General features: G+C 30.1%; 27 protein-coding genes and 1 riboswitch. Of the genes, 5 read left to right on the top strand and 22 right to left on the bottom strand.

Going from position 1 to position 24804, the window contains the following annotated elements:
- Positions 1-5 precede the first annotated feature (5 nt).
- The 6 genes from GC105_RS08200 to GC105_RS08175 all read right to left on the bottom strand — a co-directional run bounded on the left by GC105_RS08200 (position 6) and on the right by GC105_RS08175 (position 4977).
- A complete protein-coding gene (locus tag GC105_RS08200) occupies positions 6-770 on the bottom strand; it encodes a phosphopantothenoylcysteine decarboxylase domain-containing protein (protein ID WP_152803557.1) in 765 nt (254 codons plus the stop codon).
- A gap of 17 nt (positions 771-787) precedes the next feature.
- On the bottom strand, positions 788-1171 hold the full coding sequence (gene panD / locus GC105_RS08195) for an aspartate 1-decarboxylase (protein WP_152803555.1): 384 nt from the start codon (positions 1169-1171) through the stop codon (positions 788-790).
- A gap of 4 nt (positions 1172-1175) precedes the next feature.
- Entirely contained in the window at positions 1176-2027 is an 852-nt protein-coding gene (panC, locus tag GC105_RS08190) for a pantoate--beta-alanine ligase (RefSeq protein ID WP_152803553.1), read from the bottom strand.
- Positions 2028-2858: a 3-methyl-2-oxobutanoate hydroxymethyltransferase gene (gene panB / locus GC105_RS08185; RefSeq protein WP_152803551.1), complete on the bottom strand. Its 831-nt coding sequence runs from the start codon at positions 2856-2858 to the stop codon at positions 2028-2030.
- A 4-nt stretch (positions 2859-2862) separates the two neighbouring features.
- A complete protein-coding gene (locus GC105_RS08180; RefSeq protein ID WP_152803549.1) occupies positions 2863-3720 on the bottom strand; it encodes a Rossmann-like and DUF2520 domain-containing protein in 858 nt (285 codons plus the stop codon).
- A gap of 351 nt (positions 3721-4071) precedes the next feature.
- A complete protein-coding gene (locus tag GC105_RS08175) occupies positions 4072-4977 on the bottom strand; it encodes a diacylglycerol/lipid kinase family protein (protein ID WP_193708331.1) in 906 nt (301 codons plus the stop codon).
- 524 nt (positions 4978-5501) lie between these two features.
- Here GC105_RS08175 and GC105_RS08170 point away from each other — a divergent pair.
- The gene (locus GC105_RS08170; RefSeq protein WP_152803544.1) at positions 5502-6038 is read left to right on the top strand and encodes a phosphatase PAP2 family protein; all 537 of its coding nucleotides are present in this window, start codon (positions 5502-5504) and stop codon (positions 6036-6038) included.
- A 21-nt stretch (positions 6039-6059) separates the two neighbouring features.
- Here GC105_RS08170 and GC105_RS08165 read toward each other — a convergent pair whose 3' ends face one another.
- A complete protein-coding gene (locus GC105_RS08165; protein WP_246169782.1) occupies positions 6060-6884 on the bottom strand; it encodes a HesA/MoeB/ThiF family protein in 825 nt (274 codons plus the stop codon).
- A gap of 43 nt (positions 6885-6927) precedes the next feature.
- Positions 6928-7314, bottom strand: coding sequence for a NifB/NifX family molybdenum-iron cluster-binding protein (locus GC105_RS17230; RefSeq protein ID WP_152803540.1), 387 nt, complete (start codon positions 7312-7314; stop codon positions 6928-6930).
- 431 nt (positions 7315-7745) lie between these two features.
- Between GC105_RS17230 and GC105_RS08155 the strand changes: the two genes are divergently transcribed.
- Positions 7746-7988, top strand: a complete 243-nt coding sequence (locus tag GC105_RS08155) for a hypothetical protein (protein WP_152803538.1) — start codon at positions 7746-7748, stop codon at positions 7986-7988.
- Positions 7989-7998: 10 nt separating this feature from the next.
- Positions 7999-8199, top strand: a complete 201-nt coding sequence (locus GC105_RS08150; RefSeq protein WP_152803536.1) for a YwbE family protein — start codon at positions 7999-8001, stop codon at positions 8197-8199.
- A 93-nt stretch (positions 8200-8292) separates the two neighbouring features.
- Here GC105_RS08150 and GC105_RS08145 read toward each other — a convergent pair whose 3' ends face one another.
- The 4 genes from GC105_RS08145 to GC105_RS08130 all read right to left on the bottom strand — a co-directional run bounded on the left by GC105_RS08145 (position 8293) and on the right by GC105_RS08130 (position 15395).
- The gene (locus tag GC105_RS08145) at positions 8293-8901 is read right to left on the bottom strand and encodes a TetR family transcriptional regulator (RefSeq protein ID WP_152803533.1); all 609 of its coding nucleotides are present in this window, start codon (positions 8899-8901) and stop codon (positions 8293-8295) included.
- A 1-nt stretch (position 8902) separates the two neighbouring features.
- Entirely contained in the window at positions 8903-12601 is a 3699-nt protein-coding gene (locus GC105_RS08140) for an efflux RND transporter permease subunit (RefSeq protein WP_152803531.1), read from the bottom strand.
- A gap of 120 nt (positions 12602-12721) precedes the next feature.
- Entirely contained in the window at positions 12722-14053 is a 1332-nt protein-coding gene (locus tag GC105_RS08135; protein ID WP_152803530.1) for a hexokinase family protein, read from the bottom strand.
- 145 nt (positions 14054-14198) lie between these two features.
- Entirely contained in the window at positions 14199-15395 is a 1197-nt protein-coding gene (locus GC105_RS08130) for an aldo/keto reductase (RefSeq protein WP_152803528.1), read from the bottom strand.
- A 157-nt stretch (positions 15396-15552) separates the two neighbouring features.
- A riboswitch (cyclic di-GMP riboswitch) is annotated at positions 15553-15639 on the top strand.
- 69 nt (positions 15640-15708) lie between these two features.
- On the opposite strand from GC105_RS08130, the gene GC105_RS08125 reads away from it, so the two are divergent.
- Complete coding sequence (locus tag GC105_RS08125) at positions 15709-17574, top strand: FapA family protein (protein ID WP_152803526.1); 1866 nt, start codon at positions 15709-15711, stop codon at positions 17572-17574.
- 204 nt (positions 17575-17778) lie between these two features.
- Here GC105_RS08125 and ansA read toward each other — a convergent pair whose 3' ends face one another.
- The 10 genes from ansA to GC105_RS08075 form a co-directional block, all read right to left on the bottom strand.
- The gene (gene ansA, locus GC105_RS08120; protein ID WP_343029989.1) at positions 17779-18786 is read right to left on the bottom strand and encodes an asparaginase; all 1008 of its coding nucleotides are present in this window, start codon (positions 18784-18786) and stop codon (positions 17779-17781) included.
- Between the two features lie 197 nt (positions 18787-18983).
- On the bottom strand, positions 18984-20582 hold the full coding sequence (locus GC105_RS08115; RefSeq protein ID WP_152803524.1) for a complex I subunit 5 family protein: 1599 nt from the start codon (positions 20580-20582) through the stop codon (positions 18984-18986).
- On the bottom strand, positions 20583-20930 hold the full coding sequence (locus tag GC105_RS08110) for a sodium:proton antiporter (protein WP_246169781.1): 348 nt from the start codon (positions 20928-20930) through the stop codon (positions 20583-20585).
- Positions 20927-21316, bottom strand: coding sequence for an MnhB domain-containing protein (locus tag GC105_RS08105; RefSeq protein WP_152803520.1), 390 nt, complete (start codon positions 21314-21316; stop codon positions 20927-20929). The genes GC105_RS08110 and GC105_RS08105 overlap by 4 nt, the downstream gene beginning before the upstream one ends.
- Positions 21306-21572 (bottom strand): Na(+)/H(+) antiporter subunit B, encoded by a 267-nt coding sequence (locus GC105_RS08100; RefSeq protein WP_152803517.1) that lies wholly within the window; start codon positions 21570-21572, stop codon positions 21306-21308. Before GC105_RS08100 ends, GC105_RS08105 begins: the two co-directional genes overlap by 11 nt.
- Positions 21562-22116 (bottom strand): Na(+)/H(+) antiporter subunit B, encoded by a 555-nt coding sequence (locus GC105_RS08095; RefSeq protein WP_152803515.1) that lies wholly within the window; start codon positions 22114-22116, stop codon positions 21562-21564. Before GC105_RS08095 ends, GC105_RS08100 begins: the two co-directional genes overlap by 11 nt.
- A gap of 4 nt (positions 22117-22120) precedes the next feature.
- On the bottom strand, positions 22121-22420 hold the full coding sequence (gene mnhG / locus GC105_RS08090; RefSeq protein WP_343029988.1) for a monovalent cation/H(+) antiporter subunit G: 300 nt from the start codon (positions 22418-22420) through the stop codon (positions 22121-22123).
- Positions 22417-22677, bottom strand: coding sequence for an MrpF/PhaF family protein (locus tag GC105_RS08085; protein ID WP_152803513.1), 261 nt, complete (start codon positions 22675-22677; stop codon positions 22417-22419). The genes mnhG and GC105_RS08085 overlap by 4 nt, the downstream gene beginning before the upstream one ends.
- Complete coding sequence (locus tag GC105_RS08080; protein ID WP_152803511.1) at positions 22677-23165, bottom strand: Na+/H+ antiporter subunit E; 489 nt, start codon at positions 23163-23165, stop codon at positions 22677-22679. The genes GC105_RS08085 and GC105_RS08080 overlap by 1 nt, the downstream gene beginning before the upstream one ends.
- A 187-nt stretch (positions 23166-23352) precedes the next feature.
- The gene (locus GC105_RS08075; RefSeq protein WP_152803509.1) at positions 23353-23988 is read right to left on the bottom strand and encodes a flavodoxin family protein; all 636 of its coding nucleotides are present in this window, start codon (positions 23986-23988) and stop codon (positions 23353-23355) included.
- A 181-nt stretch (positions 23989-24169) separates the two neighbouring features.
- On the opposite strand from GC105_RS08075, the gene ytaF reads away from it, so the two are divergent.
- Positions 24170-24790 carry a sporulation membrane protein YtaF gene (gene ytaF / locus GC105_RS08070; protein ID WP_152803507.1) on the top strand — a complete coding sequence of 207 codons (621 nt, stop codon included), beginning with the start codon at positions 24170-24172 and terminating at the stop codon, positions 24788-24790.
- Positions 24791-24804 lie beyond the last annotated feature (14 nt).

Genomic DNA, 24804 nt, shown 5'->3' with positions numbered 1-24804 from the left:
TACTCTCACCTCCTAAATATTTCAGCTATTAACCCTTTAGCTATTTCTTCCTTTGTATTGAAGATATTTCGTGATATTCCACCTTTAATTAAGTGAGCTATATGATTTTTCTCACTGATATCTCTAATATCATTTGCTACAACAATATTACATTGATTCTCTTCCTCTAACTTTGCCGCTGCACTAATCAATTGTTCTTTAGAAACATGGCTTAACAGCTTAAATCCTACTAAAAAAACCTCTTTATCGTATTTTTTAATTGTAGATATTATTTTTGGAGTTCTCTTTAAGTTTATAATGATATCATTTTTTGAAGAGATTTTATGATTTTTGTCTATGGTATTCATAGGCATCTGTAGTATACTCGTCACTTTTTTTCTAAAATCTCTATCCGTAGTATTTCTTATCTCATTAACTAATTCATTAACTAATTGTTCCACTTGTATAGAGTAAGAAGCAGTAAAATCTGAAACTGCCATAGAGTGAATAAAACAATCTATTTTATACTTTTGAAAAAGATAGTCTACTATTTTAATTACACTATCCGTATCTGTGACTTTATAATATTTGATTTTATCCGGTACAACTAGTGGAATCTCCGCATTTGTAGATAATATATAGTGAATTTGCAAGTCTTCATCTATATCTTTATATCTGACTATTTCATTGCATATAATACTCCCAAGCTTACCAGTACTGGTATTAGTAAGCTTTCTAACTTCATCTATATTTTCAATCGTCCCGCCAGCCGTAATTATAATATTTTTCATACCTTACTCCTTACTTCTTATTCCATTTGTCCATGAATTTCTTTTGATTTTACAGAAATTATTTTGTTTCCTTCTCCTATTTGAAGGATCTTAGGTTCATAAATCTTTGCATCTTCTCTACTAATCATTATATAACTAATTATAATAACCATATCTTTTGGTTGTACTAATCTTGCCGCAGCACCATTTACGCAAATTACACCACTTCCTGCTTCGCCTTCTATAGTATATGTCTCAAATCTCTGTCCATTGTTAATATTTACGACCTGAACCTTTTCTCCTGGTAGTATATCAGCACTTTCTAGTAGTTCTTTATCTATAGTGATACTCCCAACATAATCAATATTTGCCTCTGTTATAGTTGCTCTATGTAATTTTGATTTAAGCATTGTCAAGTACATTTCTCTACTCCTTTTCTATTATGACATTATCAATTAGTCTTGTGCTCCCAAATTTCACTGCGACTAAAGCTATTGCTCTCCTATCTATGACATTGATAGTTTCAAAATTTTCTATCCCTAAAATTTCAATATACTCTATCTGTGCTAAATTACTCTTTTGAATTATATTTCTAATAGTTTCTTTTATAGTTTTCACATCATTTATTCCATTGTCAAATACAAGTTTAGCTTGCACAAGAGATTTATAAAGTAATATAGATTGCTCTCTTTCTTTTTTATTTAAATATGTATTCCTAGAGCTCAGTGCGAGTCCATCAAACTCTCTAATTATTGGACATACTACTACATTTATATCAATATGCAAGTCAGAGACCATTTTCTTTATTACCATACATTGCTGAGCATCTTTTTGTCCAAAATAAACATTATCTGGTTTCACTATATTAAACAGCTTATTTACTACTGTAGTTACACCTTTAAAATGAGATGGTCTTGAATGAGCACATAATTTCATAACTATACTTCCTTCTACTTCTACAAAAGTAGATGCACCTTCAGGGTATATTTCCTCTACACTAGGGTAAAACACCACATCTGCTCCAGCAATCATAGCCAGTTTATAGTCATTTTCAATGTTTCTAGGATAATTTTCATAATCTTCACCTGGTGAAAATTGAGTGGGATTTACAAATACACTTACTACTACAAATGTATTATCTACTTTAGCCTTGTTAATTAATGATAAATGACCTTCATGTAAATATCCCATAGTAGGCACAAAACCAATTCTAGACTCACTAGTTGATTTATGTTTTATTAAAATTTCTCTCAGATTTTTTATACTCTCTACTAACATCTATTCATCCCTCAGTATTTTTAATAAATCTTCATTTATATCAAAAGTATGTTTTTCTTCAGGAAAACTTCCTTGTTTTACTTCATTTACATATTGACCTATAAAAGTAGTTATCTCTCTACTTAAGTTACCATACCTCTTAGCAAACTTTGGTGTAAAGTCTGAGTACATTCCTAATAAATCATTCAAAACTAAAACTTGACCATCACAATGTTTGCCTGCTCCAATACCTATTGTAGGTATCGCAATTTTTTCTGATATAAGTTTTGCTAGTTTACCTGGTATTGCTTCAAGTACAATTGCAAATGCACCTGCTTTCTCAAGTGCTATAGCATCGGCAATTACTTTTCTTGCTCTTTGTACTTCATTACCCTGCACTTTAAAACCACCAAACATATTTACTGACTGAGGCGTTAAACCAATATGACCCATAACAGGTATTTGTGCATTAATAATTGCTTTAACTTTATCCGCAATTTCTACTCCACCTTCTAATTTAACACCGTGAACTTTACCCTCTTGAATCAGTCTACCAGCATTTCTAATAGCATCTTCTGTACTTATATGGTAAGACATAAAAGGTAAATCCCCTACGACAAAAGCATTCTTAGTCCCTCTTCTAACAGCCCTACAATGATAAATCATGTCTTCCATAGTTACCTCTAATGTGGATTCATAACCTTGAACAACCATACCTAATGAATCTCCAACTAATATACTATCTATACTTGATCCATCCACAATTTTTGCCATAGAATAATCATAAGCAGTTAGCATTGTTATTTTTTCACCTTTTATTTTTGATTCCATAAATGAATTTACTGTAAACATACTATTACCCCTCCATCAACATATTCTTTATTTCTTTTTTTTTCTCGTCTAAACTATTTACCATCTCTATCATATCTAATGTTTTAAGACCCATATATTTGTAGAATTCAAGATTCACATTAAATTCTAAAGCATTTAAATGTTTTGCAATTGTATTTATATCTCCTCTATTTATTGGACCAGTTAGAGATTTTTTAGTATCTCTATTCTCTATATTATCAAGAGTACTAAGTATTAATGGAGCAAAAGCTGAGTAGATATCCTCTCTAGGATATCCAGCACTTTCTATTAAATCAAATCCCATGTTCAATAAGGTCACTAAGTAATTAGATATTACACAAGCACCTGCATGATATATTTCATTTTTATCTTTTTCTATAATATTATATGGATTTTTTATTACTTCCAGTAAATCTATTATATTTGCCATATTAATTCCATTACCTTCTATAGTAAAATGAGTATTGCTAATGTGTTTTATAGCTTCTTTAGAATCAGCAAAAGCTTGTAATGGATGCATTGAGTAGAGTCCACACCCAAATTGTTTTAGTACTTGAAATGCCTCAGTGGAATGAACGCCACTGGTATGAATAAAAATATGATTTTTTCTAATTGTTTTTATGTCTGCAATATCACTTGCAACTTCCACTATAGAGTCATCATTTGTAGTAATAAAGATTATGTCTACTTCATTAATTATCTGCTCAATATGCGTAAAAACAGTACCATTTATTCTGTTTGCACCATCTATTGCTGAATTAATATTTCTACTATAGTATCCTACCACATTAAGTTTATTATTTTTAAAGTATTGGCCCAATGTCATTCCAACAACACCAGATCCTATAAATCCGATTTTCATTAAATCACCTCCAAAAACAATAAGAAATATACTTCACTTTTTTTCTTCTGGTTAGGCAGACAGTAGCTAAATGTCTGCATGCAGATATTCACTTCTTTATAAATAGAAAAAACCTCTTTTGTGGATAACACAAAAAAGGTATACTTTACATATCACGCATACAGTCTTTGTCTCACAGATCAAAGCTTTTTTATTTAAATAATTTTAAAATCATATATTTTACCATTGTACAACTCCAATTAGGATATTGTCATTAGTATTACAATACATAATTTAATTATAAAAATCAAGTTATTTAAACAAATATTATCATTTTTTTACTGAGGACTCACCTATAATTTCCTTTATTATTTACTGTTTTGGTGGTAATATCATTTTGATACGACTTGGAATTACACTCATTTTTAATGGCATCTGTGGTCCCTCTTCTCCATCCATATCTGTAAGTAAATCAAATGTATCTTCCATATTTTCTATGCTTATGTTTTCGCTTTTTAAATGTAGTACATTTTTATTTGTTGTATGAGTACCTGTTAGTACTTTTGCAAAAATTATTGGCAATTCATTTAGAGGACAAGCTTTTACTGCTATTAAATCAAAGAGTCCATCATTCATTGAGGCCTCAGGAGCTAATTTATGAAATCCACCAGCTCCTTTTCCATTCATAACTATGAAAAAGTAAAACTCATCTTCTATAACTTTTTCATCAGTTGTTATCCTTATTCTCCACTTTTTAAATTTAGGTAATTCTTTAATTCCAGTGAGTAAATATGCAGCCCTACCCATTACATTTTTAAGTTGTCTATCAGTATTTTGTGATACCTCCATAAATAAACCTGCACCACAAGTATTTAAGAAATACTTATCATTAGTTAATCCTATATCAACTTTTTCCATATGCATTAATGAAAGAGAATCTATTGCTTCTACAATATCTAAAGACATACCCATGTTATAGCAAATATCATTCATAGTTCCAGCTGGTATTACTCCTAATGGTATATCTATATTAAGTTCAATTAAACAATTTAATACGAAATTAATAGAACCATCGCCTCCGGCAACAATCAAAGCGTCATATATTTTCATATCTCTACTCTGCAAAGCCTTTGAGAAATCTTCTTCACAGCTAGTTCTATATATATGAATTTCGTATCCCTTATTCTGAAAAGTTTCAAAGAAATAATCTAAGTTCTCACAAAAGCTCTTGTTTCCAGATACAGGATTATAAATCAAAAAAATGTATTTAGTATCCATAATGTATACCTCCCAATTTTGATTCCACATTAATCAATAGTTTATATATGGTTAATTTTACAGTTTTGAGTAATAAGTACCAATTATATCAATAATAGAATACCCAAATATAAAAAAAACAATCAACTTTTTATCCCTATTTAGTATTGAATATTTTTTGACCATAATTTATCATATAATTATTAATCTTTTTTTATTACTTAAATCTTAGTATTACTTATATGTTCTCAATTAAATTTAAAAAATCGCCTTTAGCAAAAAAATTAATACTGTTATATTAACTCTATTTAGAACATATTAATTACTGATGTCGATTAAACATTTTACCTGCAGCAGATTGGCTTGCAGAATTCAGTCATTTTCCGTGCTTGTACGAGCAAAGGCAATGAATTCTATGAACAAGTGCCAACGCCCGAGATCCCAAAGGGGTTGAGGATAATCTGCGTAGGATAAAGTAGCCACTAAGTACTACCACCAGAATTTATGATATAAATCATATTAATCTAAAATAAAGGAGACCTACGATGACTTATCTACAAGGTATAGATGTTAAACTAATTTTATTTATCCATGACAATTTTCACTTTCCTATACTTGACCAAATTATGATATTTGCTTCTTATATTGGAAATAACGGAGCAATATGGGTAATTATAACACTACTACTTATGTCGATTAAAAAATACAGGCATATAGGTATTATGATTTTTTGTTCCCTATTACTCTGCATAATTATTGGTAATATTACGTTAAAACCTCTTATAGCAAGGATACGTCCTTTTAATGTATTTCCTCAAGTTATACTTCTCATCTCAAGCCCAACAGATTTTTCATTTCCTTCAGGACATACTATGACATCCTTCGCATCTGCAACTGTCCTTTACTTGACAAATAAGAAATGGGGAGTAGCGGCCTTAATATTAGCTACATTAATTGCCTTTTCACGGGTTTATTTATTTGTACATTATCCCTCTGATATAGTAGGTGGAGTAATAATTGGAGTTCTCATAGCATTACTATCAGTAAAATTTATTACTTCATTATATAATAAAACTAAGTAATATTGTTTATCAGAATATTATTTATTCTTTATCTACTATTTTCATCTTACATTTAATTTCATATTGTTCTAATTCCAGTATAGTCGGATTCTTACCACAAATAGGACAGTTTTCCGTTTTTTCATATTCGAATTCTTGTAACTCAAGAAAATTGCCATCAAAGTATACCATTCTGCCGTATAATGGTTTTCCAAATCCAACTATTACTTTAATTACTTCTAATGCTTGTATTGAACCAATAACTCCAGTAATCATACCTAACACCCCAATATCACTACAAGAAGGTGTAATTCCGTCTGCAGGAGGAACTGGTTGTAAACATCTATAACAGGGTGTAACATCTGGTACTATAGTAGTAGCTGTTCCGTATGTAGAAACTGCAGCACCTTCAAATAAAATCTTCTTTTGAAAATAACAAGCATCACTCAATAAATATCTTGCAGAAAAATTATCAAGAGCATCCACTATAAAATCATACTCTTTAATAAGCTCTTCTATATTATCTACATCTATTCTAACTGAATAAGTATTAATAGTAACATCTTCGTTTAATTTTACTAGAGTCTCTTTTGCTGCTTGAACCTTCTTCTTGCCAACATCTTCTGTTCTGTATAGAGTTTGTCTATTTAAATTTGACAGACCAACACTATCAAAATCTACAATACCAATAGTCCCCACACCAGCACCTACAAGATATGTGAGAACTGGACAGCCTAATCCCCCTGCACCTACTACAAGGACCTTTGCCTGAAACAGCTTTTCTTGACCTTCTTTACCTATCTCATCCATAATTATTTGTCTTGAGTATCTAATATTATGTCTTGTATTAGCGTTTGAATTTAGCAATGTATCCACCACCATATCTACTTTTTTTATATAATCTATACCATTAAATACTTAATGCTACTTTTTCTATTTCCTCTTCAATTAATCCATATGTTTCAATTACTATCTTTCCTTCTTCTTCTAACACACTTTTAGGATGATTTCCTATTCTCATAATCATTACAAATTTACATTTATCAATAGCTCTTAAAATTGCGCGGAGCTTTTTTTCTGCATCATCACATTCCCCTGGGCCATTACAAAAACTGCTGACTTCTACTTTCTCTATTTCTTGAATACTACCATTATTATATTCATAAATACCAAATCTGGTAGCATGCCCAAAATGTTGATTGATAATCCTATCATCTTTTGTCGCTACTGCTACTAAGAATTTTTTATTCTTTTTTCTTTTTTCTATATTAATTTCTTCTTCTATTATTGTAACCACTCCAATATATATTTTATATGTTATCTATTCTTATTTTATTATTAGTTAACGACAACAGTCAATCCTATATAATTAAAAATATAAAGCGAAACTTTATTCAGTAGGGGTTTTCTTCATCCCCTACTGAATATTAGTTTTCGCGAAACAACGAGCCAAGCGAAAATATATTTTCGTATCACCTTAATGACGGAGCAGTTAAATAGCTTGCTAATTTAACTGTGTAGTTATTAATGTACGTCGATGAAAGTTTACGTTCATTTGGCGAGTGTCGCGGCTTTTACAGGCACTTAATCGCCCACTTTCTTTTTTCTTCTTAAAATCTTGAAGTGAGAATCTTAGTGCATGTTAATGCGGGATAAAACCTATCACTATAAAATAAGAAACAAATAGTGTATACTATTAGTAATTCATAATTAAAAGGTGGTATTAATATGGATGATTTTAATAAGATAAATATACCAAATGATGTCAATCATAAAGATAAATCTAGTGCAGAAGAATTTAAAAATTTGATAAAATCTATTGCTATACTTGAAACCAAAAGTGGGATAGCAAAATTAAAATTAGCAAAACTTGTAATTGTTAAAGGAAGTAATACGATAAAAAAAAATGCAATAAAACTGAGCGAATTTGTAGAAAAATCAAAACAAGAAAACAAAAATACTAAAACATAGGAGTATCCATTTGAAAGGACAAAATAGAAGTGATATTAAGGTTGGTTTATTAGTAGATATTGTATTAAAAAAAGATCAAAATACAGGAAAGTTAACAAGAGGTTATATTAAAAAAATACTTACAAACAGCAATACACACCCTCACGGTATAAAAGTAATGTTAGACAGAGATAATCTAGTTGGAAGAGTAAAAGATATTATAAAAGAATAAACACCAAATATAAAAGATCAAACAAGTGTTGTTTGATCTTTTATATTTGATGGGTAGTATATGGTAGTGTAATAAATTTGGAGTTGTTACTACCTAATTTAATGACTTAATTACTATTTTGTAGGCAGCGTCCATAGCTTCTTTTACACTAGTTTCCTTATATATCATTTGCATAGACATATAATTTGTAAATGAAAATAATGAACTTTTTATTACCATATTTTGATAGTATTGACTTTCTATCTTTTTAATTATTCCCTCTTTATATCCACTAACTAACAAATCATCTATTATGGCTTGTATTCTTAGTATATGTTTATTAAATTCACAGCTATCTTGCTTTTCGCTGATATGAAATTCAGGTAGTTTTCCTAATGTCATTAAGATATTCACTGTAGAAAACTTGTTTTGCAAGTTTTCTACAATTGAATTAAATATTTCATAATATTTTTCTTTAAATCCTTTCTTTGTTGCAATTTTTTTATAGAAGTAATCTATTTCATTATTGAAATTAAACAGTATGGCTTTTTTAATTACTTCTTCTTTCGATTCAAAATAATCGTAGATTGTTCCCTTACCAACTCCTGCTGATGCGGCAATTTCAGAAACAGTTATCAAATATGGATTTGCTCCACCTTTAATTAAATTGATCACTCCATTAAAAATTAATATATCTTTTTGAGAGTATTCTATTGACCTCACCTTATTTACCCTCTATTTGTTTATTTTTTTTATCTTTAACAAAAATATCATACATAACTGGCACAATAAACAAGGTAAGTAAAGTTGCATATATTAATCCACCTATAGCTACTATTGCTAAAGGCTGTAACATCTCAGCACCGGTTCCTACACCAATTGCTAGAGTTGTTAATCCGAGTATTGTTGTAATAGCAGTCATTAAAATTGGTCTTAAACGAACTTTGCCCGTTTCTATTAGGGCTTCTTTTTTGCCTATTCCCTGTTCTCTTAGTTGATTTGTATAGTCGACAAATACTATCCCATTATTAACTACTACACCACTTAACACAAGGAAACCTAGCATTGAAATGATACTTATATCGCTTCCTGTAATAAGTAAGGCCAGTAGTCCACCTGTAACAGCAAGAGGAATAGTAAACATTACTATAAATGGTGATAACAAGGATTGAAATTGTGCTACCATTATTAAATAAATAAATACTATGGCCAACAAAATCATTTTTAATAAATCGAATAATGTTTCATTTATCGTTTCAGTCTCACCAGAAATCTTAACACTATAACCCGATGGCACATCGTATTTAGCAAGCTTTGATTCAAAATCTCTACTCACTATACCAATATTATGTTCATTATCAATATTAGCTAAAACAGAAACATATCTTTCTTGGGCATCTCTTTTAATGGATGGCAATCCTTGTGCTTCAATTACCTCAGCAATATCTCCAATCCTAATTTCCTCTTCTTCACCCTCTACTTCTATAGTTATTTTCATATTTTCTATATCATCTTTAGCAGGTATTTGTTTACTACTATTTACAACTATTATAGGGTATTCTTTGTTATCTACATTAATAGTAGTTGCAGTTTGGCCATCTGAAATTATTTCCCTTACACTATTATACACTTGTACTACAGTAAGTCCTTCTTCCATAGCTTTTTCTTTATCTACTTTAATTCTCAACTCCACTGCATTTTCTTCAAATCCAGTTTTAACATCAACAGTTCCTTCTGTATCCGTTAGAATAAGCGCTATATCATTAGAAATTTCTCTGAGTTTATCAATGTCATTTCCTTTTATAATAATCTCCATACCATCTCCAGCTATAGCACTAATATCCATACTAGAACCAATAGATATATTTACATCTAGATCTTCTGTTCTACTTTTAATTGCTCTTTCAATTTGTCGGTTAGAAATAGGTTTATCTTCATCTAACAAAACATATAGTGACATATTATTTGTAGAAGCACCCATACCCATTCCACCATTACCTTCATTAGAAAAAGCTCCTATTGAGTCAATTCCATCAATATCCATGATTCTATCTACAATAGTGTCGGTCATTTCAATTTTCTCTTCAAATGTACTATCTTTATCCATTTCTAAATTTACTGATAACTCTGTTCCATCCATTTCTGGTATAAAAGATGTCCCCATTGAAAATGTCGAAGCAACTGTGATTCCAAGTAAAACTACTACAAAAGCCATCATAATTATTTTATGTCTCAATGCTTTATTAAGTAATCTTTCATAGACACTTATTATCTTATCAAATGTTTTGTGTTCTTTTTCATTAAGATTATTAAATATTTTAGAAGTCAACACTGGAACTAATGTCAGGGCAATTATTAGACTAGCTAGCAAAGAGTATGCAATTGTTAATCCCATGTCAGTAAATATCTGTCTTGATATACCCTCTGTAAATACTATGGGAAGAAATACAGATACAGTCGTTAATGTTGATGCAATCAACGCTCCTGCAACTTGCCTTGCACCTTTAATTGAAGCTTCGCGAGACGACAATCCCTCATTTTTTAATCTATATACATTTTCTATTACTACCACAGAGTTGTCTACTAGCATACCGACGCCAAGAGCTAAGCCACCTAAAGAAATTATATTTATAGTTACACCAGTGAAATACATCATAGCAATAGCGAAAACTAAACTTATTGGTATAGATAACGCGATAATTAGTGTTGGCTTCACGTCCTTTAAGAAAACTAATAATATTAGTATAGCTAATATTGCACCATAGATTAAATTTTTCATTACTGAATCTACAATAATATCAATATATACTCCTTGATCCATTAGAGTAGTAATTGTTATACTTTCGTCATTTGTTGTGATTTGATCAATTTTATCTCTTATACTATTACTTACTTCTGCTGTTGAGTAATTGCTCTGCTTTTGAAAAGATAAAAGTACAACATCTCTACCATTAACTTTAGCATAAGACTCTTCAGAATTATCTGTCATATCAATTTCAGCTACATCATTTAGATATATTTTTCCAATGCCATCTATCTTAGTATCAAATAGAAGGAGCTTACCTACTTCAGCTTCGTCTTCTATCTTATCACCAACTTTTATTAAATAATCTACACCTTGATCTGTTATATATCCAGCTGGCATAGAGAAATTTTGAGCTGTTAATATACCAGATATCATAGTGTCAGTTATTATTCCTTCCAGATTAGCGTTTTTAAATGCTTCTTCCTTTGAATTTTTAAGTTCAGCTAATGTTTTATTTACAGTAGCTTCCCCTTCCTTTAACTGTGATCTAGCATTGTTAATTTCTGTATGTAATAATGTTTTACCTTGCTCTATCTGTTTTTCTTGTTCTAATACTTCATCTTTATTAGAAATAAGTGTATTTTTTTGTGTTCTAATTTCATTTAAACTTGCATTTATAACTGTCAAACTATCAGTTAAATTTTTCTTTTCTGGTTGTAAACTCGAGATACTATTTCGAATAATCTCTAATTCTTGTTTTTCTTGTTCTGTTATTTCGTCACCTAAATTTTTTAATTCCTCTTGCCTTTTTATCAGTTGATTTTCTCCTAATACTAAAGTGTTAAGAGCTAATTCAACTTGATTTTTATTACTTTGCAACTCAGTTTCTGCTGAATCTAACTGTGTTAATGCAGAATCTAACTCAGATTTTGCTTGTGATATAGCTATTTCACCTTCAGCTAATTGTGCAGTTTGTTTTTCATTTTCTGACTCTAATTGAACTAGACCATTGTTGATCTCTTTCTTCGCTTTTTCTAGTTCATTTTCAGCCTTTGAAAGTTCACTATCAATATTATTTAGTATCTTTTTGTTTAAGCTTTCTATCTTATCTGGACTTAACTCTACTTTTATACTGTCCTGTACAAAACCTATGCCTGTTACAGAAGCAACACCTTCTACGCTTTCTAGTTCATGCATAATTTTCTCACTTACTATTTTAGAAAGCTCTGCTACATCCATTCCTTCTATGTCTACTGCAGTCATCATAACTGGAAGCATATCAGGATTCATCTTAATCACTGTAGGGGTTCCTACACTATCGCTCCAGGCAGCCTTTATCAAGTCTATATTTCCATTTATTTCTATAATAGCCGAATCCATATTAGCACCGTCATTGAACTCTAATATTACCATAGACGAATTTTCATTTGAGATGGAGCTCACATTTTTAATATTACTTGTAGTAGCTAAAGTTTGTTCGATTGGCCTTGTTATTACTGTCTCAACTTCTTCAGGACTTGCCCCTGGATAAGGTGTAACTACTACCACATATGGTAAATCTAAACTAGGTAATAAATCTGTTTTTAAATTCATAAAAGAGATTACACCTAGAATAAGTATCAAAATCACAGCAACAAATACTGTATATGGTTTTCTTACACTAAATTTTGACAACATTCTTTCCTACCTCCTTCACCCGACCGACCGGTCAGTCATATAGTATAATATAGTATATGACTACGCCCTTCATGTCAATACTCTTCTATTAATTTAAATTTATCCTATATTATATATGCATTATCGGTTATCCTTACTAATCAATACACTTTTTGCTGCACCAATTAAAATACCATCTTCAACTTTAATACGTTTTACATAGTAACCTTCGTTATTAATATACTTTTTAACATAATAATCAAACTTGCTCATAAATAATTGAGAACCATAAAATGCAGAACCATCAACGCTTATACAAACTGGCTGACATGGATTTCTTCCTGCATTTGTGTGTTTTATTATTGCTTTGATATTTATCACTAGTAATTTTGCAGCTCTCTCTATTAGAAAATCTATTAAATAAAACATCTTTATTCTATCTTCTTCTGTACCATACATATCTAGAAGCTCACTAATAACATTGTCCTTTGAGTAAGGACTATTGTGAAAATCAGAGACATCTTTAGATGATATGTTTAGTATATTTTTTATTCCTTGATAAAATTCTTTTGATATATAACCATCCTCTCCAGCTTTTTTGATACTTTCGAAGATTAAAATGCCTTGATATGCTCCTGAAATCATTTTTTCGAACTGCTGTTCATTTGGATTATTGCTTTTGTTATCTAGTATCTTATCTATTATTCCTCGATTAACTCCATTGTAACCACCAGATTCAATATTAATAATGGTCTTTCCCTTTTTCTTTAATATTAATTGATCTTTTAAAATATTATTATTCTCCTCTTGATAACATGTATTAGTTCCTGTTCCTAATATAAGTCCAATATATGAATGATACCTTGTTTTTGAAGATATACTCATTCCACTGAGTAAAACAGCTGTAGTATCGTTTAAAATTACAACCTTTTTATTTTCTTTATACCCGTACTTCTTAATGTGTTCAAGTAATGTTTCTCCTAATTTTACATTCTCTATATCTTTTACTTTTACTTCTTTTGATAGTGACAAAACTTTACCATCTGCATTCGGTAAAATTTCAACAGGATAAGAAAAACAAAACCCAATTTCAGTACTCTTATTTAATAAAGGTTCTATATATTTCACAATTGTATCAAAGAATTCTGTTTTTGTTATTTCACCTTTGCTACCTGGCATTGAAAAAGTTTGAAATTCTTCGATAATTACTTCATCTTCCTTAAAGCTTACTAATGCCCTTCTAAAATTTGTTCCTCCAGCATCTATAACAATTATTGGTTCAACAAATTTAATTTCTCTATTAAGATCAATATAAGTTGGTATCATTTTTAAATCTAAATTGTTTTTTGCCAATCCATTTTCCATATGTTTTATAAATATATTAGTTTCTTCTTCAAAATCTATTTCACGATAATCCATGCCCATATCCTCTAAGAACATTATCATTTCTTCTTTTAATTTTACTATTTCCACTTAAAAAACTCCTAACTAAATAATATTTATTCCAAAGAAAGCGTCTTAGACGCGTTATTCTAGTATAATAGCAAAGTTTTGATTTCAGCAAACTAGGTTGATTATTCTAATCATAAAATAAAGACTCGTGATCGTAAGAAAGAAATTATTTTGTATTCATTCTCTTTTTAATATTAAAATATAATTTAGCAACTTTAACTAAAGATTTCATAATATATCCTTCCATATCTTTTGAAACATCTTTGAGATTTTGGCGTATAGGTAAATTCTGTGGACAATGTTGCTCGCATTTACCACACTCTACACATAACGATGCATAGGTTGGATTACCTCCTGTAATACCTGTCGTATTAGTCATATACATAGAAAAACCTCCAAACATATGTTTCTCATTATAGAACTCGAAGCAAGAAGGAATATCTACGCCTACAGGACACGGCATACAATAACCACATCCTGTACAACCGATTTTCATGCTTTTATCAAATACATTTTTAGCATTTTCCACTAATTTTAATTCATCTTTTGTAAGGGATAATGGCGTAGCGACTTGAGCAATTTTTATATTTTCTTCTATATGTGCTTCTACATTCATTCCTGATAGTACAGTTGTAACTTGCGGATGGTTCCATATCCATTTTAAAGCCCACTCTGCTGGAGTTCGTTTTACGACACTACAATCCCATATCTTTTGCACTTCATCAGGCATTTTTTTTACTAACATTCCACCTCTTAGAGGTTCCATAATTATGATACCTAAGCCTTTTTGAGATGCATATTCCATCCCCTCCCTGCCTGCTTGATAGTTTTCATCTAAGTAATTATACTGTATTTGACAAAATATCCATGGGTAGTCATCTACAATTTTTTTAAAATTTTTTACATTACCATGAAATGAAAAACCTACATGTTTTACTTTGCCAGAAGCTTGAGCTTCTATCAAAAATTCTAATCCACCTAAATCTTTGAATCTAACCCAACTTTCCATATCAGGTAGAGCATGTATTAAATAATAATCGATGTAATCTGTCCTTAGGCGTATTAACTCTGCTTCTAAAATCTTGTCCATATCTTTTCTAGAGTGTACTAGATAAGGTGGTAACTTTGTAGCAATCTTTACCTTGTCTCTGTACCCTTTTTCAAGTATCTTACCTAATACCTTTTCACTTCCAGGATAAATATAAGCTGTGTCAAAATAATTCACACCGCTTTCTATAGCCTTAATTACTTGCTTCTCAGCTCTCTCTTCATCAATTTTTCCATTCTTTCTAGGGAATCTCATACATCCATATCCCAAAATAGATATTTTTTCGTCTGTATTGCCCATATTTCGGTATAACAAAGCTTCACCTTCTTGTAATAATATTTTTTATTAACCTATTATGATTATATTATATTAAATAATTAAAATCAGTACTCACGGTAAATTAAAGTATATAACCATTTTCAACCACAAAATTACAATCTATTGTTTACGTATCTATTAAAAACTGTTAATATATATATATGGGCAAAACTATTGAAAAATGGTGACGCAAAGCTACGAGTCTAAGTCGAAATTACGATATGATCGTCGAGCTACTAACAATAAAATCGCTTGCGAGGGTGCCCTTAAGGTACCCTCATTTTTTGATAAATTATAAAAGGGGTGTAACATGAAGATAAAAGCCAGTAGTGAAAAAGAAGCAATAGAAATTGCTAAAACTAAGATGACTTTACTAGATGGAAATTACACAATTAAAACTATACAAAGTCCTAAGAAAAAATGGTTGTCTAAAAATATGGGGGTTTACGAAATTTCATTATTAGACAATGATCCTGCTATAAACGAACCACAGCAAAGGCAAGAACCAGCTCTGCAATACGATGAATCGTCTTCCTATGTATCTATCAAAGATGGTAAAATAACTGTACATAACCCCTCAGAAGATGACAACTCGCCTCTTTTATATGTAAATAACGAACATGTCACTTTAACTGTAAATGATAAGGTAGTCTCTTCTCGTATTGCTTTAAAAGAAAATGACATTATCGACATTACTTTTCATCATATAGAACCTATTAATCATGTTACACTGTCTTTTTCGGAAGATAGAATGGTTGCTACTTTAAATGTAGTCCATAAAAAAGGAAAAACTTTTTATTTGAAAGATATTGAAAAAACGAATCATGGTTTTATAGAAGTAGGTTTTAATGAGATTGCACCTCAAGAAATCACAGTTCAACAATGTTTAGATTTATTAGAAAATGCTAATATAAAAGAAAATTTTATCGATCTTGATAGTATTAAGACTTTTGTCTCTGATTCAAATAGCTCTAGTTTAATTGTTGCACGAGGGATTGAGTTAGTACAAAGTCAACCAGCAGAAGTTACATATTCCCCTTCCTTATTAGAAAAAACCATCACTGATGGTATGGAGCCTATTGTGAATAAAGGAGAAGTACTAGCACATAAAAAACAAGCTGCTATAATGGGTACTGTTGGTGTTACTTTGACAGGCCAAGAAGTAAAACCTAAAAATGTAAAAGACATAATTCTTCAAGCTGGAGAAGGTGCATATTTAGATGAAGATGATACAAAGGTTATCTCATCAATAAAAGGTAGACCTTATCTAAAAAAAGGTATAATTACTGTAGTTCCAGTACTATATGTAAATGGTGACTTAAGTAAAGAAATGGGTAATATAAACTTTGAAGGAGATGTAGTAGCAAAAGGTAATGTTTTAGATGAGATATCAATTCGTGCAACTGGAAATATTGAAATAGCTGGTTCAGCTTATAATGCTGAAATTTTTGCAGAAAATTCTGTTCAAATCCATGGAAAAGCTATTAGTTGTAAAATACAGGCAGGAATAGAACAAAGCAAACTTTATTTAGCTAGTCCTTATTTTATTGAAATTAACCAAAATATTATGACTATGATTAGAAAAATTAAAGCTAATACATCAAATAATCCACAAGATAAAATAAATATTATATGTCAATATAAAGAAAGTATTGAGAATAAAATAAAGAGTATAAATGAACTTTCTTCATTACTTGACAAAAATGACTGCTTTAAGATTGATAATCTAATTAAAAACTTAAAAAACTCTCTTATACAGATATCTTTATTAAAGGAAGTGGGCTTTAAAATGTTATTATCTTTTTATAATGAGTTGGCAGAATTTTTAGATGAAATTGTAGTGTTACCAGAAGAAACTATTAACCTGACTATAGCTTATGCTCAAAGTTGTGATTTAAATTCCTGTGGGGATATAATTATTACTGGCAAAGGTTCATATCAAACTAATATGGTTGCACAAAATGAAATAAACTATACAAATCCTGTAGGTGTTGTTAAAGGCGGAACTATAATTGCTGGTTCAAAAATTAAAGCAGGGATTGTTGGTACTACTGGTGAAATATATACAGAATGTAAAGTACTTAAAGAAGATGGAATTGTAGAAGGAAACTTTTATCCAGGAGCAGTTGTCTATATAAACAACGTAAAACAAGATATTGTTACTATTCGAAATTAATCTATAATAATCTTCACATGAGAGGACATATAAAAAATCATATACGTTCTCTCTTTAATTGATCGATATTTATTTTATTGTATTTACTTTTAACTTTATTTCTTATTAAAGCTTGTAATCAATCCTCTCAAAATCGGAGTAATATCTATTAACAATTAACTTAAGGCAAGACTATGACTATTAATTAGTGAAAGTACTAATAGATTAATTTTCTAATTCACCTCTTAAATTTTTGCCCATGAGTTCCTTAACAGTATTTAAATCACAATTCAAGCTCAGTAAATAGTCAAGTTTTGTCACAGCTGCCTCTATAGTCATATCATATCCACTAACAGTTCCTGCTTTTGATAATCCATTGCTTGATTCATATTGACCCATTGTAGCTGAACCTCTTAAACATTCTGTACAAACGACAATTACTGTTTTGTTTTCCATTGCCTTTTTTAATATACCATCTAGAACGCCACCAATCTTAGGTATATTTCCTGCACCAAAAGTTTCAATAACAATACCCTTAAGATTTGGCGTCATAATGTTATTAAATACTTCTAATTCAATACCAGGGAATATTTTTAATACTGCAATTTGATGTTTCTCAAATGTGCATACTTTTAAGCTATTACCAGGTTTTCGGATAAGTTTTTCATTTAAGTTTATATTCACTCCAACTTCTGCAAGAGGAGAATAATTAGGCGAGTCGAAAGCAAATAATTCATCCGCGCTTACTTTAGTAGTACGATTTCCTCTAAATAACTTGTTTTCAAAAAATATGCATACTTCAGGAATATCGTAATTTGCCGCTAAAATTAATGCAGTTATAAGATTATCTCTTCCATCATTTCTTATCTCAGATAAAGGTATCTGCGCTCCAGTAAAAATAATTGGTTTAGACAACCCATCTAACATAAATGAAAGAGCAGATGCTGTATATGCCATAGTATCAGTTCCGTGTAAAATAACAAAACCATGGTACATATCGTATCTTTCTTCAATATCACGAGCTATTTTCATCCATACTTTTACGGTAATATTAGTAGAGTCTAGTAAAGGATCGTACTCAATTAAATCATATTCTGGCATTTCTTTAGAATTTAAATCGTGAATTTTTGAAAGAGCTGTTTCCATAAATCCCTTTTGGGGCGTATAACCATTTTCTGACATTGTCATTCCAATTGTTCCACCCGTATGAATTATACAAATCTTTTTTCTCACAGCTTCACCTTTCCTTTTACATTAATATCGTTATTATTTACTATACACTATAGAATTCACTTTAATTGATCAGTTTATACTATAGATATTATTGTTAAATAACCCTAAAAAAGCGCCTTTCACGAGTTTGCTTTTGATAACTCAGATACTATATATACCAATTTGTTTTTAGATATAGATTATGATATTAATATAACTTATTGAGTTATTTTTAAATATACAAGAGTGAATGAAAAAAATAAAGTCAAAGTTAGGCAAACTTCATTAAAACTTAATTCAAACTTATTTAATTTACTCAAAAACTTACTATTTATTAGGAAACCATGATATATCAAAATACCAATAAATAAAGTTATAATAAAGATAATAGCTTTTGTACCATATAGAAGAGGGTCTACAGGCATTTTTACATCAAAAAGAAATTCTATGGATTTTTCGCCAAATATTCCACCTATGAAACATATAATTCCTAATACGAAAACTACTGTATTTCTATAAAAATCACTTCTACATCTTATACCTGTATCTAATCCGAAAAACATTTGTGAGTACTTAACAATATATATAATAGTACCTAAATTTATAAACAATAAACCATACTCAGCCCAACTTCCACTAGTGCCATATGCTATTAAATATTTTGATATGCTGCCGTTAAAGAGAGGCGCCCCTGTAACTCCCAAAATAGCAAATATAGAAGCAATCGATACAATAGGCATTCTCTTAAAAACGCCTCTTATTTTATAAACATCTCTAGTTTTATATTCATCTATAATCATTCCTGCTGTGAGGAAAAGCGCAGACTTAAAAAAAGCATGATTCACAATATGATAAATTGCTCCCCACGTTGTCTCAATATGGTTCATGTTGAGGCCCATCATAATAAGCCCAATCTGAGATACTGTACCATAAGCTAAAATTAGTTTTATATCCTTCTGAGCAGTTGCAAGGATAAATCCTACTACCGCAGTTATAAAACCCATTATCAAAAAATACTCAGATGTGTCGATCTGAGAAGCAAATGCGTCTTGAATTCTTATAAATAAATAGATGCCACTTTTTACATACAGTCCAGAAAGTACTGCTGATATTACCGATGGAGCACTAGGTGTTCCGTGTGCTCTAGGTAACCAACTAAATAAAGGCATTAATGCAGCTTTAAGACTCACTGCTGTTATTATAAAAGCATAAGGCAGTATAATACTATCAGCACTATCTAAGCGGCTTACAGCAGACTCTATACCGAATAGATCAATCACACCTAATGCCTTGTACAACATACCTACTCCTAATAAGAAAAAAGACATGGCAACAACATTTATAAGTAGATATAGCATACCATCATATATTGACTGACTATCTTTTTTAAACATAATTAGTACGCTAATTACAACTGTTGCAACCTCAATCAATACAAATACATTAAATAAATCATTTGATAAGAATAATGCTATAATTAATCCTTCTAATACGCTAAACAAAAATAGGAATAAGTTATTTAAGTATTTTTGTTTAGTGTTATACAAGACCATTGCTAAAAATAAAATCACCGTTAATAGTACCATTACAGTAGCAAGTAAATCAGCTCTTAATGTGATTGATACATTACTAGGCCAATCACCTATACTTTGTAATACTATTCCATTAACTCTTACATAAGCAAAATTGATAAATGCAATGATTACCAAACATATCTGCATAATGACTATTATGTACTTTGATAACTTTATAGGTAGTATCATAGAAAAAGCTGCTATGATAATAGGAAGTAAAATAATCCATAATAAATCAATCATCTATTTTAACCTTTTTCTTCTTAATTTCAACCAGCTACTAGTACCATATTTGTGAAAGATATGTATAAACATGGTTAAACTCGCTGCAGTAATGCCTACCCCAATAACAATTTCTGTAATCATTAACGCTTGTGGAAGCGGATCAGCTACTGGGCCAGAAGACAAGTCCCCCATGGGTGGAATACTTCCTGCTATGTAATTTGCAGAAATAAAATACAATATTATAGACGCCTGCATAATGCCTATTGAAATTATTGATTTAATAATATTTCTTTTAGCAATTAAGCCGTATATACCTATAAAAAACAATAGTATACTTACAGTTTCACCATTAATAAAATCCATCATTTCTCACCTTCATAAAATACAAATCTAAAAAATATTATTGTTAATCCAAAACAAACTTTAAAACCAATAAGAAGATTCATACCTATTAAATAGTAACTATTAGCTTGCCCAGCACTGTAATTAAATCCAGTAAATAAAAACAATATGGGAATCATTATAATAGAAAAAAATAATAACTTTTCGGCGAGCTGTAGGGATTTAATTTTTATGTCTTCAAAAGGATACACTAAATATCTACTAATAAAAACTGATGCAAGTACAGCTCCTCCTTGAAAGCCTCCACCAGGGGTTATGTGTCCATTCAGAATAATATAAACCCCAAATATTATTATAAAAGGATATAATAGACCTGTTATCCTTGCAATTATCTCTGAATTATTGTTCATTATCTTTCCTCCAAGATAGATTGATAACAGCTGTAACACTTATGAGGAGCATTAAAGTTTCAAATATGCTGTCAAAAATCCTGTAGTTTAAATAAATAGATGCAACTGCATTACCTGCCCAGGTATCTACTACAAAATTATTAATATAATACTGTGTTAAAAAATCACCAGATTGAGTATGTGTATCTAGATATATCCATATTACAAATAAAGCTAAAGAAATTGAAAACAACATTGCACATACTTTACGCATCATTGTATTCACCTTCTTTACATCTGATAATATTAATATCAAGATTTCCATGATCTTCATTCATAAAATATCCTTCTATTGCATCTAGCTGATAATCTTTTTCAAAACCATAAATATAAAAATCACTATGTTTTTGATATATCAATAGATCATAATTTTTAGTTTTAAGTATATGTTTGAAGTTTTCTGTAGTATAGATAATTTGAGGCTCCATTTCTCTATCTACATAAAATTTCTCTATATCTTTAAGTATTTGTCCCCGCCTTACTGTAACATGATCATAGTTAATTTCATTGTAATCGTAGTTGGTATAATATATAGTAAATACTTGAAACTTTTTTAGTGCAACTAAATATAGAATGGTAGACAAGGCACTTCCAATTATAGCTTCAGCTATGGCTACATCAGGAGCACTATATAATAAATATGTAAATGAAATCACTAATGAAAATAATCCTAAATATATGACAGCTCTTCTTAGCTTAGTAGTGCTAATAGATATAATCGCTAATACAACTGTTAAAATAAGAAATACTTTTTCAAGCATAGCGCTATTTCTCCTCTTTTATCTTAAAACCACTAATCAATGCAGATCTTGCAATCGCATGTGTTGATAATGGATTGGTAATAACTACCACTAAACAAATCAATAAAATCTTTAAACTAAAATACGTGAAACCATACTTAATTACTACCCCCGCCATAAGTGTGATAAACCCTACTGTCTCAACCTTTGATGAAATTAGAATTCTGGAGTAGAAATCTTTGAATCTAAAAATACCTATAACGCCGAATAACATAAATACTAAACCTATGGATATTAAAATTACCGTTAGGGCTTCTCTAATCACAGATTACCTCTCCTTTCTATAAATCTTGCAATAAAAACGGTTCCCACAAAACCAAGAAAAGCGTAAACAAGTGCTATGTCAAGTAAAAATGAACTATCTTGTATTATAGCTAAAATAACAATAGACATAATGATTTTAGCTGAAACCATATTGAGCCCTAATAAACGATCCCAAATTGTAGGTCCCATTATAACCCTAATAATTACCATCGCTGTAAAAAAAGCGATAACAAGTAGAACTATTTGATAAAAACTCATTATTTCCTTCCTTTCAATATTTGTTCAAATTTTGAACAAACTTCTACATCAAATGCGTCTTTAATCTCATTATTTCCTTCAAAACAAAGTATCTTGAGGGCATTTCCTTTTTTATCAATTGTAACAGTACCAGGAGTTAAAGTTATTGCATTTGCTAAAAGGCATATTGACAACTCATCATTTAGACACGATTCGTACTCAATTATTATGACTTTGCTATCTCCTCTTATAATTTGGCCTATAGAGGATATTCCTGATTTATAAATCTGAAATATTAAATAGATTAAATACTTTATTAACACAAAAGTCTTTACATAATAATATGCTATATAGTCATCTAGTAGTAGATATGAATTTGTAAAGTATATGGCAATAATAGAAACAATAATACCAATCAGAATTTGAAATAGTGTGGCACTCTCATTCAGTATGACCCATAGAATTGTAAATATAACAATCATTGTTGTGTAATTTATAACTTTTTTCATATTAATCTCCCAACAATCATACAATTTATATATTTTAAAGATACATTTTTAGTATATCATCAAAAATTATAATTTATCAAATGTGTATATTTATTATTATTCACATTATATTTAATTAAATATAATATTTATCCTTATCTTAATTAAAAAGCGGAGGTCAGGTCTAACTGGCTTCCGCTTCATATTCTCACCTAATAAAATTCATAAATGATTTTTGTTCCATTTCTGGCTCAACTACTATTCCCTTACCATTTTCAACTAGTTTAAGAAGCCATGCCATATTTTTTCCCAGAATCCTCATGATTTGAACGCCCTCTTCGTCACTAAGCACCTCGCCAGGCCTAGCTCCATGTATTACATTCCAATAATTTGAACTTGGAATAAGCATTTCGGAAAATGTAAGGTAATGATATAGATCATCAAGTGCGGGGATCCCTCCAGAACGTCTCACTGCAGTAAATGCAGTTCCTACTTTATGCCTATATAAATTTTTATTGGCTCCAGCTACAAAAAAAGCTCTATCTAAAAACGACTTCATAGTAGCGCTTATAGATGAATAATGAACAGGTGAACCTAGTATAATTCCATCTGCTTCTTTCATCTTCTGAATCCATATATTTACGTCATCACCAGGTAATACACATTTTTCATCTTTATTTTTACCACACTGATTACATGCAATACAACCACTTATAGTTTTGCTGCCAATATGAATAATTTCAGTTTGAATGCCTTCTCTTTCAAGTTCATCACTTATTATCTTAACTGAATGATATGTATTTCCTTCAGATTTAGGACTTCCATTAAAAGCTACTACCTTCATACTTTTGCCTCCTTATAAAATATATTACTATTATTTTATCACATTAAGTAGGTTTTAGGCAGTCAAGTATATCAAGAATTAAGTACTATTTAATATATACATACTAATATAACTGTAACCTAATGAACGCTCAAATCATAATTATATAAATAAATAATATTAGTTAAGAGGAGGTTACACAATGCTTATTATATCCCCCCTATTTTTTGCCCTTTCTTCAAATAGTGATGCACTTGTCATAGGCATAAGTTATGGGGCTAAAAAAATTCACTTTAATACTGTAAGTAATATTATAATCGCACTCATAGCAGGAGGTGGTACATTTTGTTCTATGCTATTTGGTCAAATTATCAATTCATATATTTCTCCACAATTAGGTAGCTTAATAGGAGGCTTGTCACTTATTTTATTCGGCATCTATATGCTCATAGATACTATAAGGAAAAAAACAGAAAATTCAAACACGACAATAGCAGACGTGCCTGAAACTAACTATTTTAATAAAGTGTTAAATCATCCTGAAATTATAGATACAAACAATTCAGATATTATTGAATTCAAAGAAGCTTTTGTATTAGGTGGATTATTGTGTTTAAACAATCTAGGAATGGGAATAGGCGCAAGTATAGCTGGTTTGAATATTTATATTACTTCATTTTTTTCATTTTTATTTAGCATTGGGTTTTTACATATTGGTTGTTATATGGGTCAAAAGCTTCTCTCAACTAAATTTTCCACAGGGTCTGAATTTATCTCCGCAAGTATAATTATTTTACTTGGAGTATCTGTACTAATTACATAATAGTTGAAGAATAT

This window comes from Alkalibaculum sporogenes, assembly GCF_009362815.1.
In the GTDB taxonomy this organism is placed as follows: domain Bacteria; phylum Bacillota; class Clostridia; order Eubacteriales; family Alkalibacteraceae; genus Alkalibaculum_A; species Alkalibaculum_A sporogenes.
The sequence above is the reverse complement of the archived record's forward strand: the minus strand, read 5'-3'. Positions and strand labels throughout refer to the sequence as shown.

Bases quoted from the DNA above. Each gene is read 5' to 3' on its own strand.
- GC105_RS08200 (WP_152803557.1), bottom strand. From the start codon at position 770: ATGAAAAATATTATAATTACGGCTGGCGGGACGATTGAAAATATAGAT.
- panD (WP_152803555.1), bottom strand. From the start codon at position 1,171: ATGTACTTGACAATGCTTAAATCAAAATTACATAGAGCAACTATAACA.
- panC (WP_152803553.1), bottom strand. From the start codon at position 2,027: ATGTTAGTAGAGAGTATAAAAAATCTGAGAGAAATTTTAATAAAACAT.
- panB (WP_152803551.1), bottom strand. From the start codon at position 2,858: ATGTTTACAGTAAATTCATTTATGGAATCAAAAATAAAAGGTGAAAAA.
- GC105_RS08180 (WP_152803549.1), bottom strand. From the start codon at position 3,720: ATGAAAATCGGATTTATAGGATCTGGTGTTGTTGGAATGACATTGGGC.
- GC105_RS08175 (WP_193708331.1), bottom strand. From the start codon at position 4,977: ATGGATACTAAATACATTTTTTTGATTTATAATCCTGTATCTGGAAAC.
- GC105_RS08170 (WP_152803544.1), top strand. From the start codon at position 5,502: ATGACTTATCTACAAGGTATAGATGTTAAACTAATTTTATTTATCCAT.
- GC105_RS08155 (WP_152803538.1), top strand. From the start codon at position 7,746: ATGGATGATTTTAATAAGATAAATATACCAAATGATGTCAATCATAAA.
- GC105_RS08140 (WP_152803531.1), bottom strand. From the start codon at position 12,601: ATGTTGTCAAAATTTAGTGTAAGAAAACCATATACAGTATTTGTTGCT.
- GC105_RS08125 (WP_152803526.1), top strand. From the start codon at position 15,709: ATGAAGATAAAAGCCAGTAGTGAAAAAGAAGCAATAGAAATTGCTAAA.
- GC105_RS08115 (WP_152803524.1), bottom strand. From the start codon at position 20,582: ATGATTGATTTATTATGGATTATTTTACTTCCTATTATCATAGCAGCT.
- GC105_RS08110 (WP_246169781.1), bottom strand. From the start codon at position 20,930: ATGATGGATTTTATTAATGGTGAAACTGTAAGTATACTATTGTTTTTT.
- GC105_RS08105 (WP_152803520.1), bottom strand. From the start codon at position 21,316: ATGAACAATAATTCAGAGATAATTGCAAGGATAACAGGTCTATTATAT.
- GC105_RS08100 (WP_152803517.1), bottom strand. From the start codon at position 21,572: ATGATGCGTAAAGTATGTGCAATGTTGTTTTCAATTTCTTTAGCTTTA.
- GC105_RS08095 (WP_152803515.1), bottom strand. From the start codon at position 22,116: ATGCTTGAAAAAGTATTTCTTATTTTAACAGTTGTATTAGCGATTATA.
- GC105_RS08085 (WP_152803513.1), bottom strand. From the start codon at position 22,677: ATGAGTTTTTATCAAATAGTTCTACTTGTTATCGCTTTTTTTACAGCG.
- GC105_RS08080 (WP_152803511.1), bottom strand. From the start codon at position 23,165: ATGAAAAAAGTTATAAATTACACAACAATGATTGTTATATTTACAATT.
- GC105_RS08075 (WP_152803509.1), bottom strand. From the start codon at position 23,988: ATGAAGGTAGTAGCTTTTAATGGAAGTCCTAAATCTGAAGGAAATACA.
- ytaF (WP_152803507.1), top strand. From the start codon at position 24,170: ATGCTTATTATATCCCCCCTATTTTTTGCCCTTTCTTCAAATAGTGAT.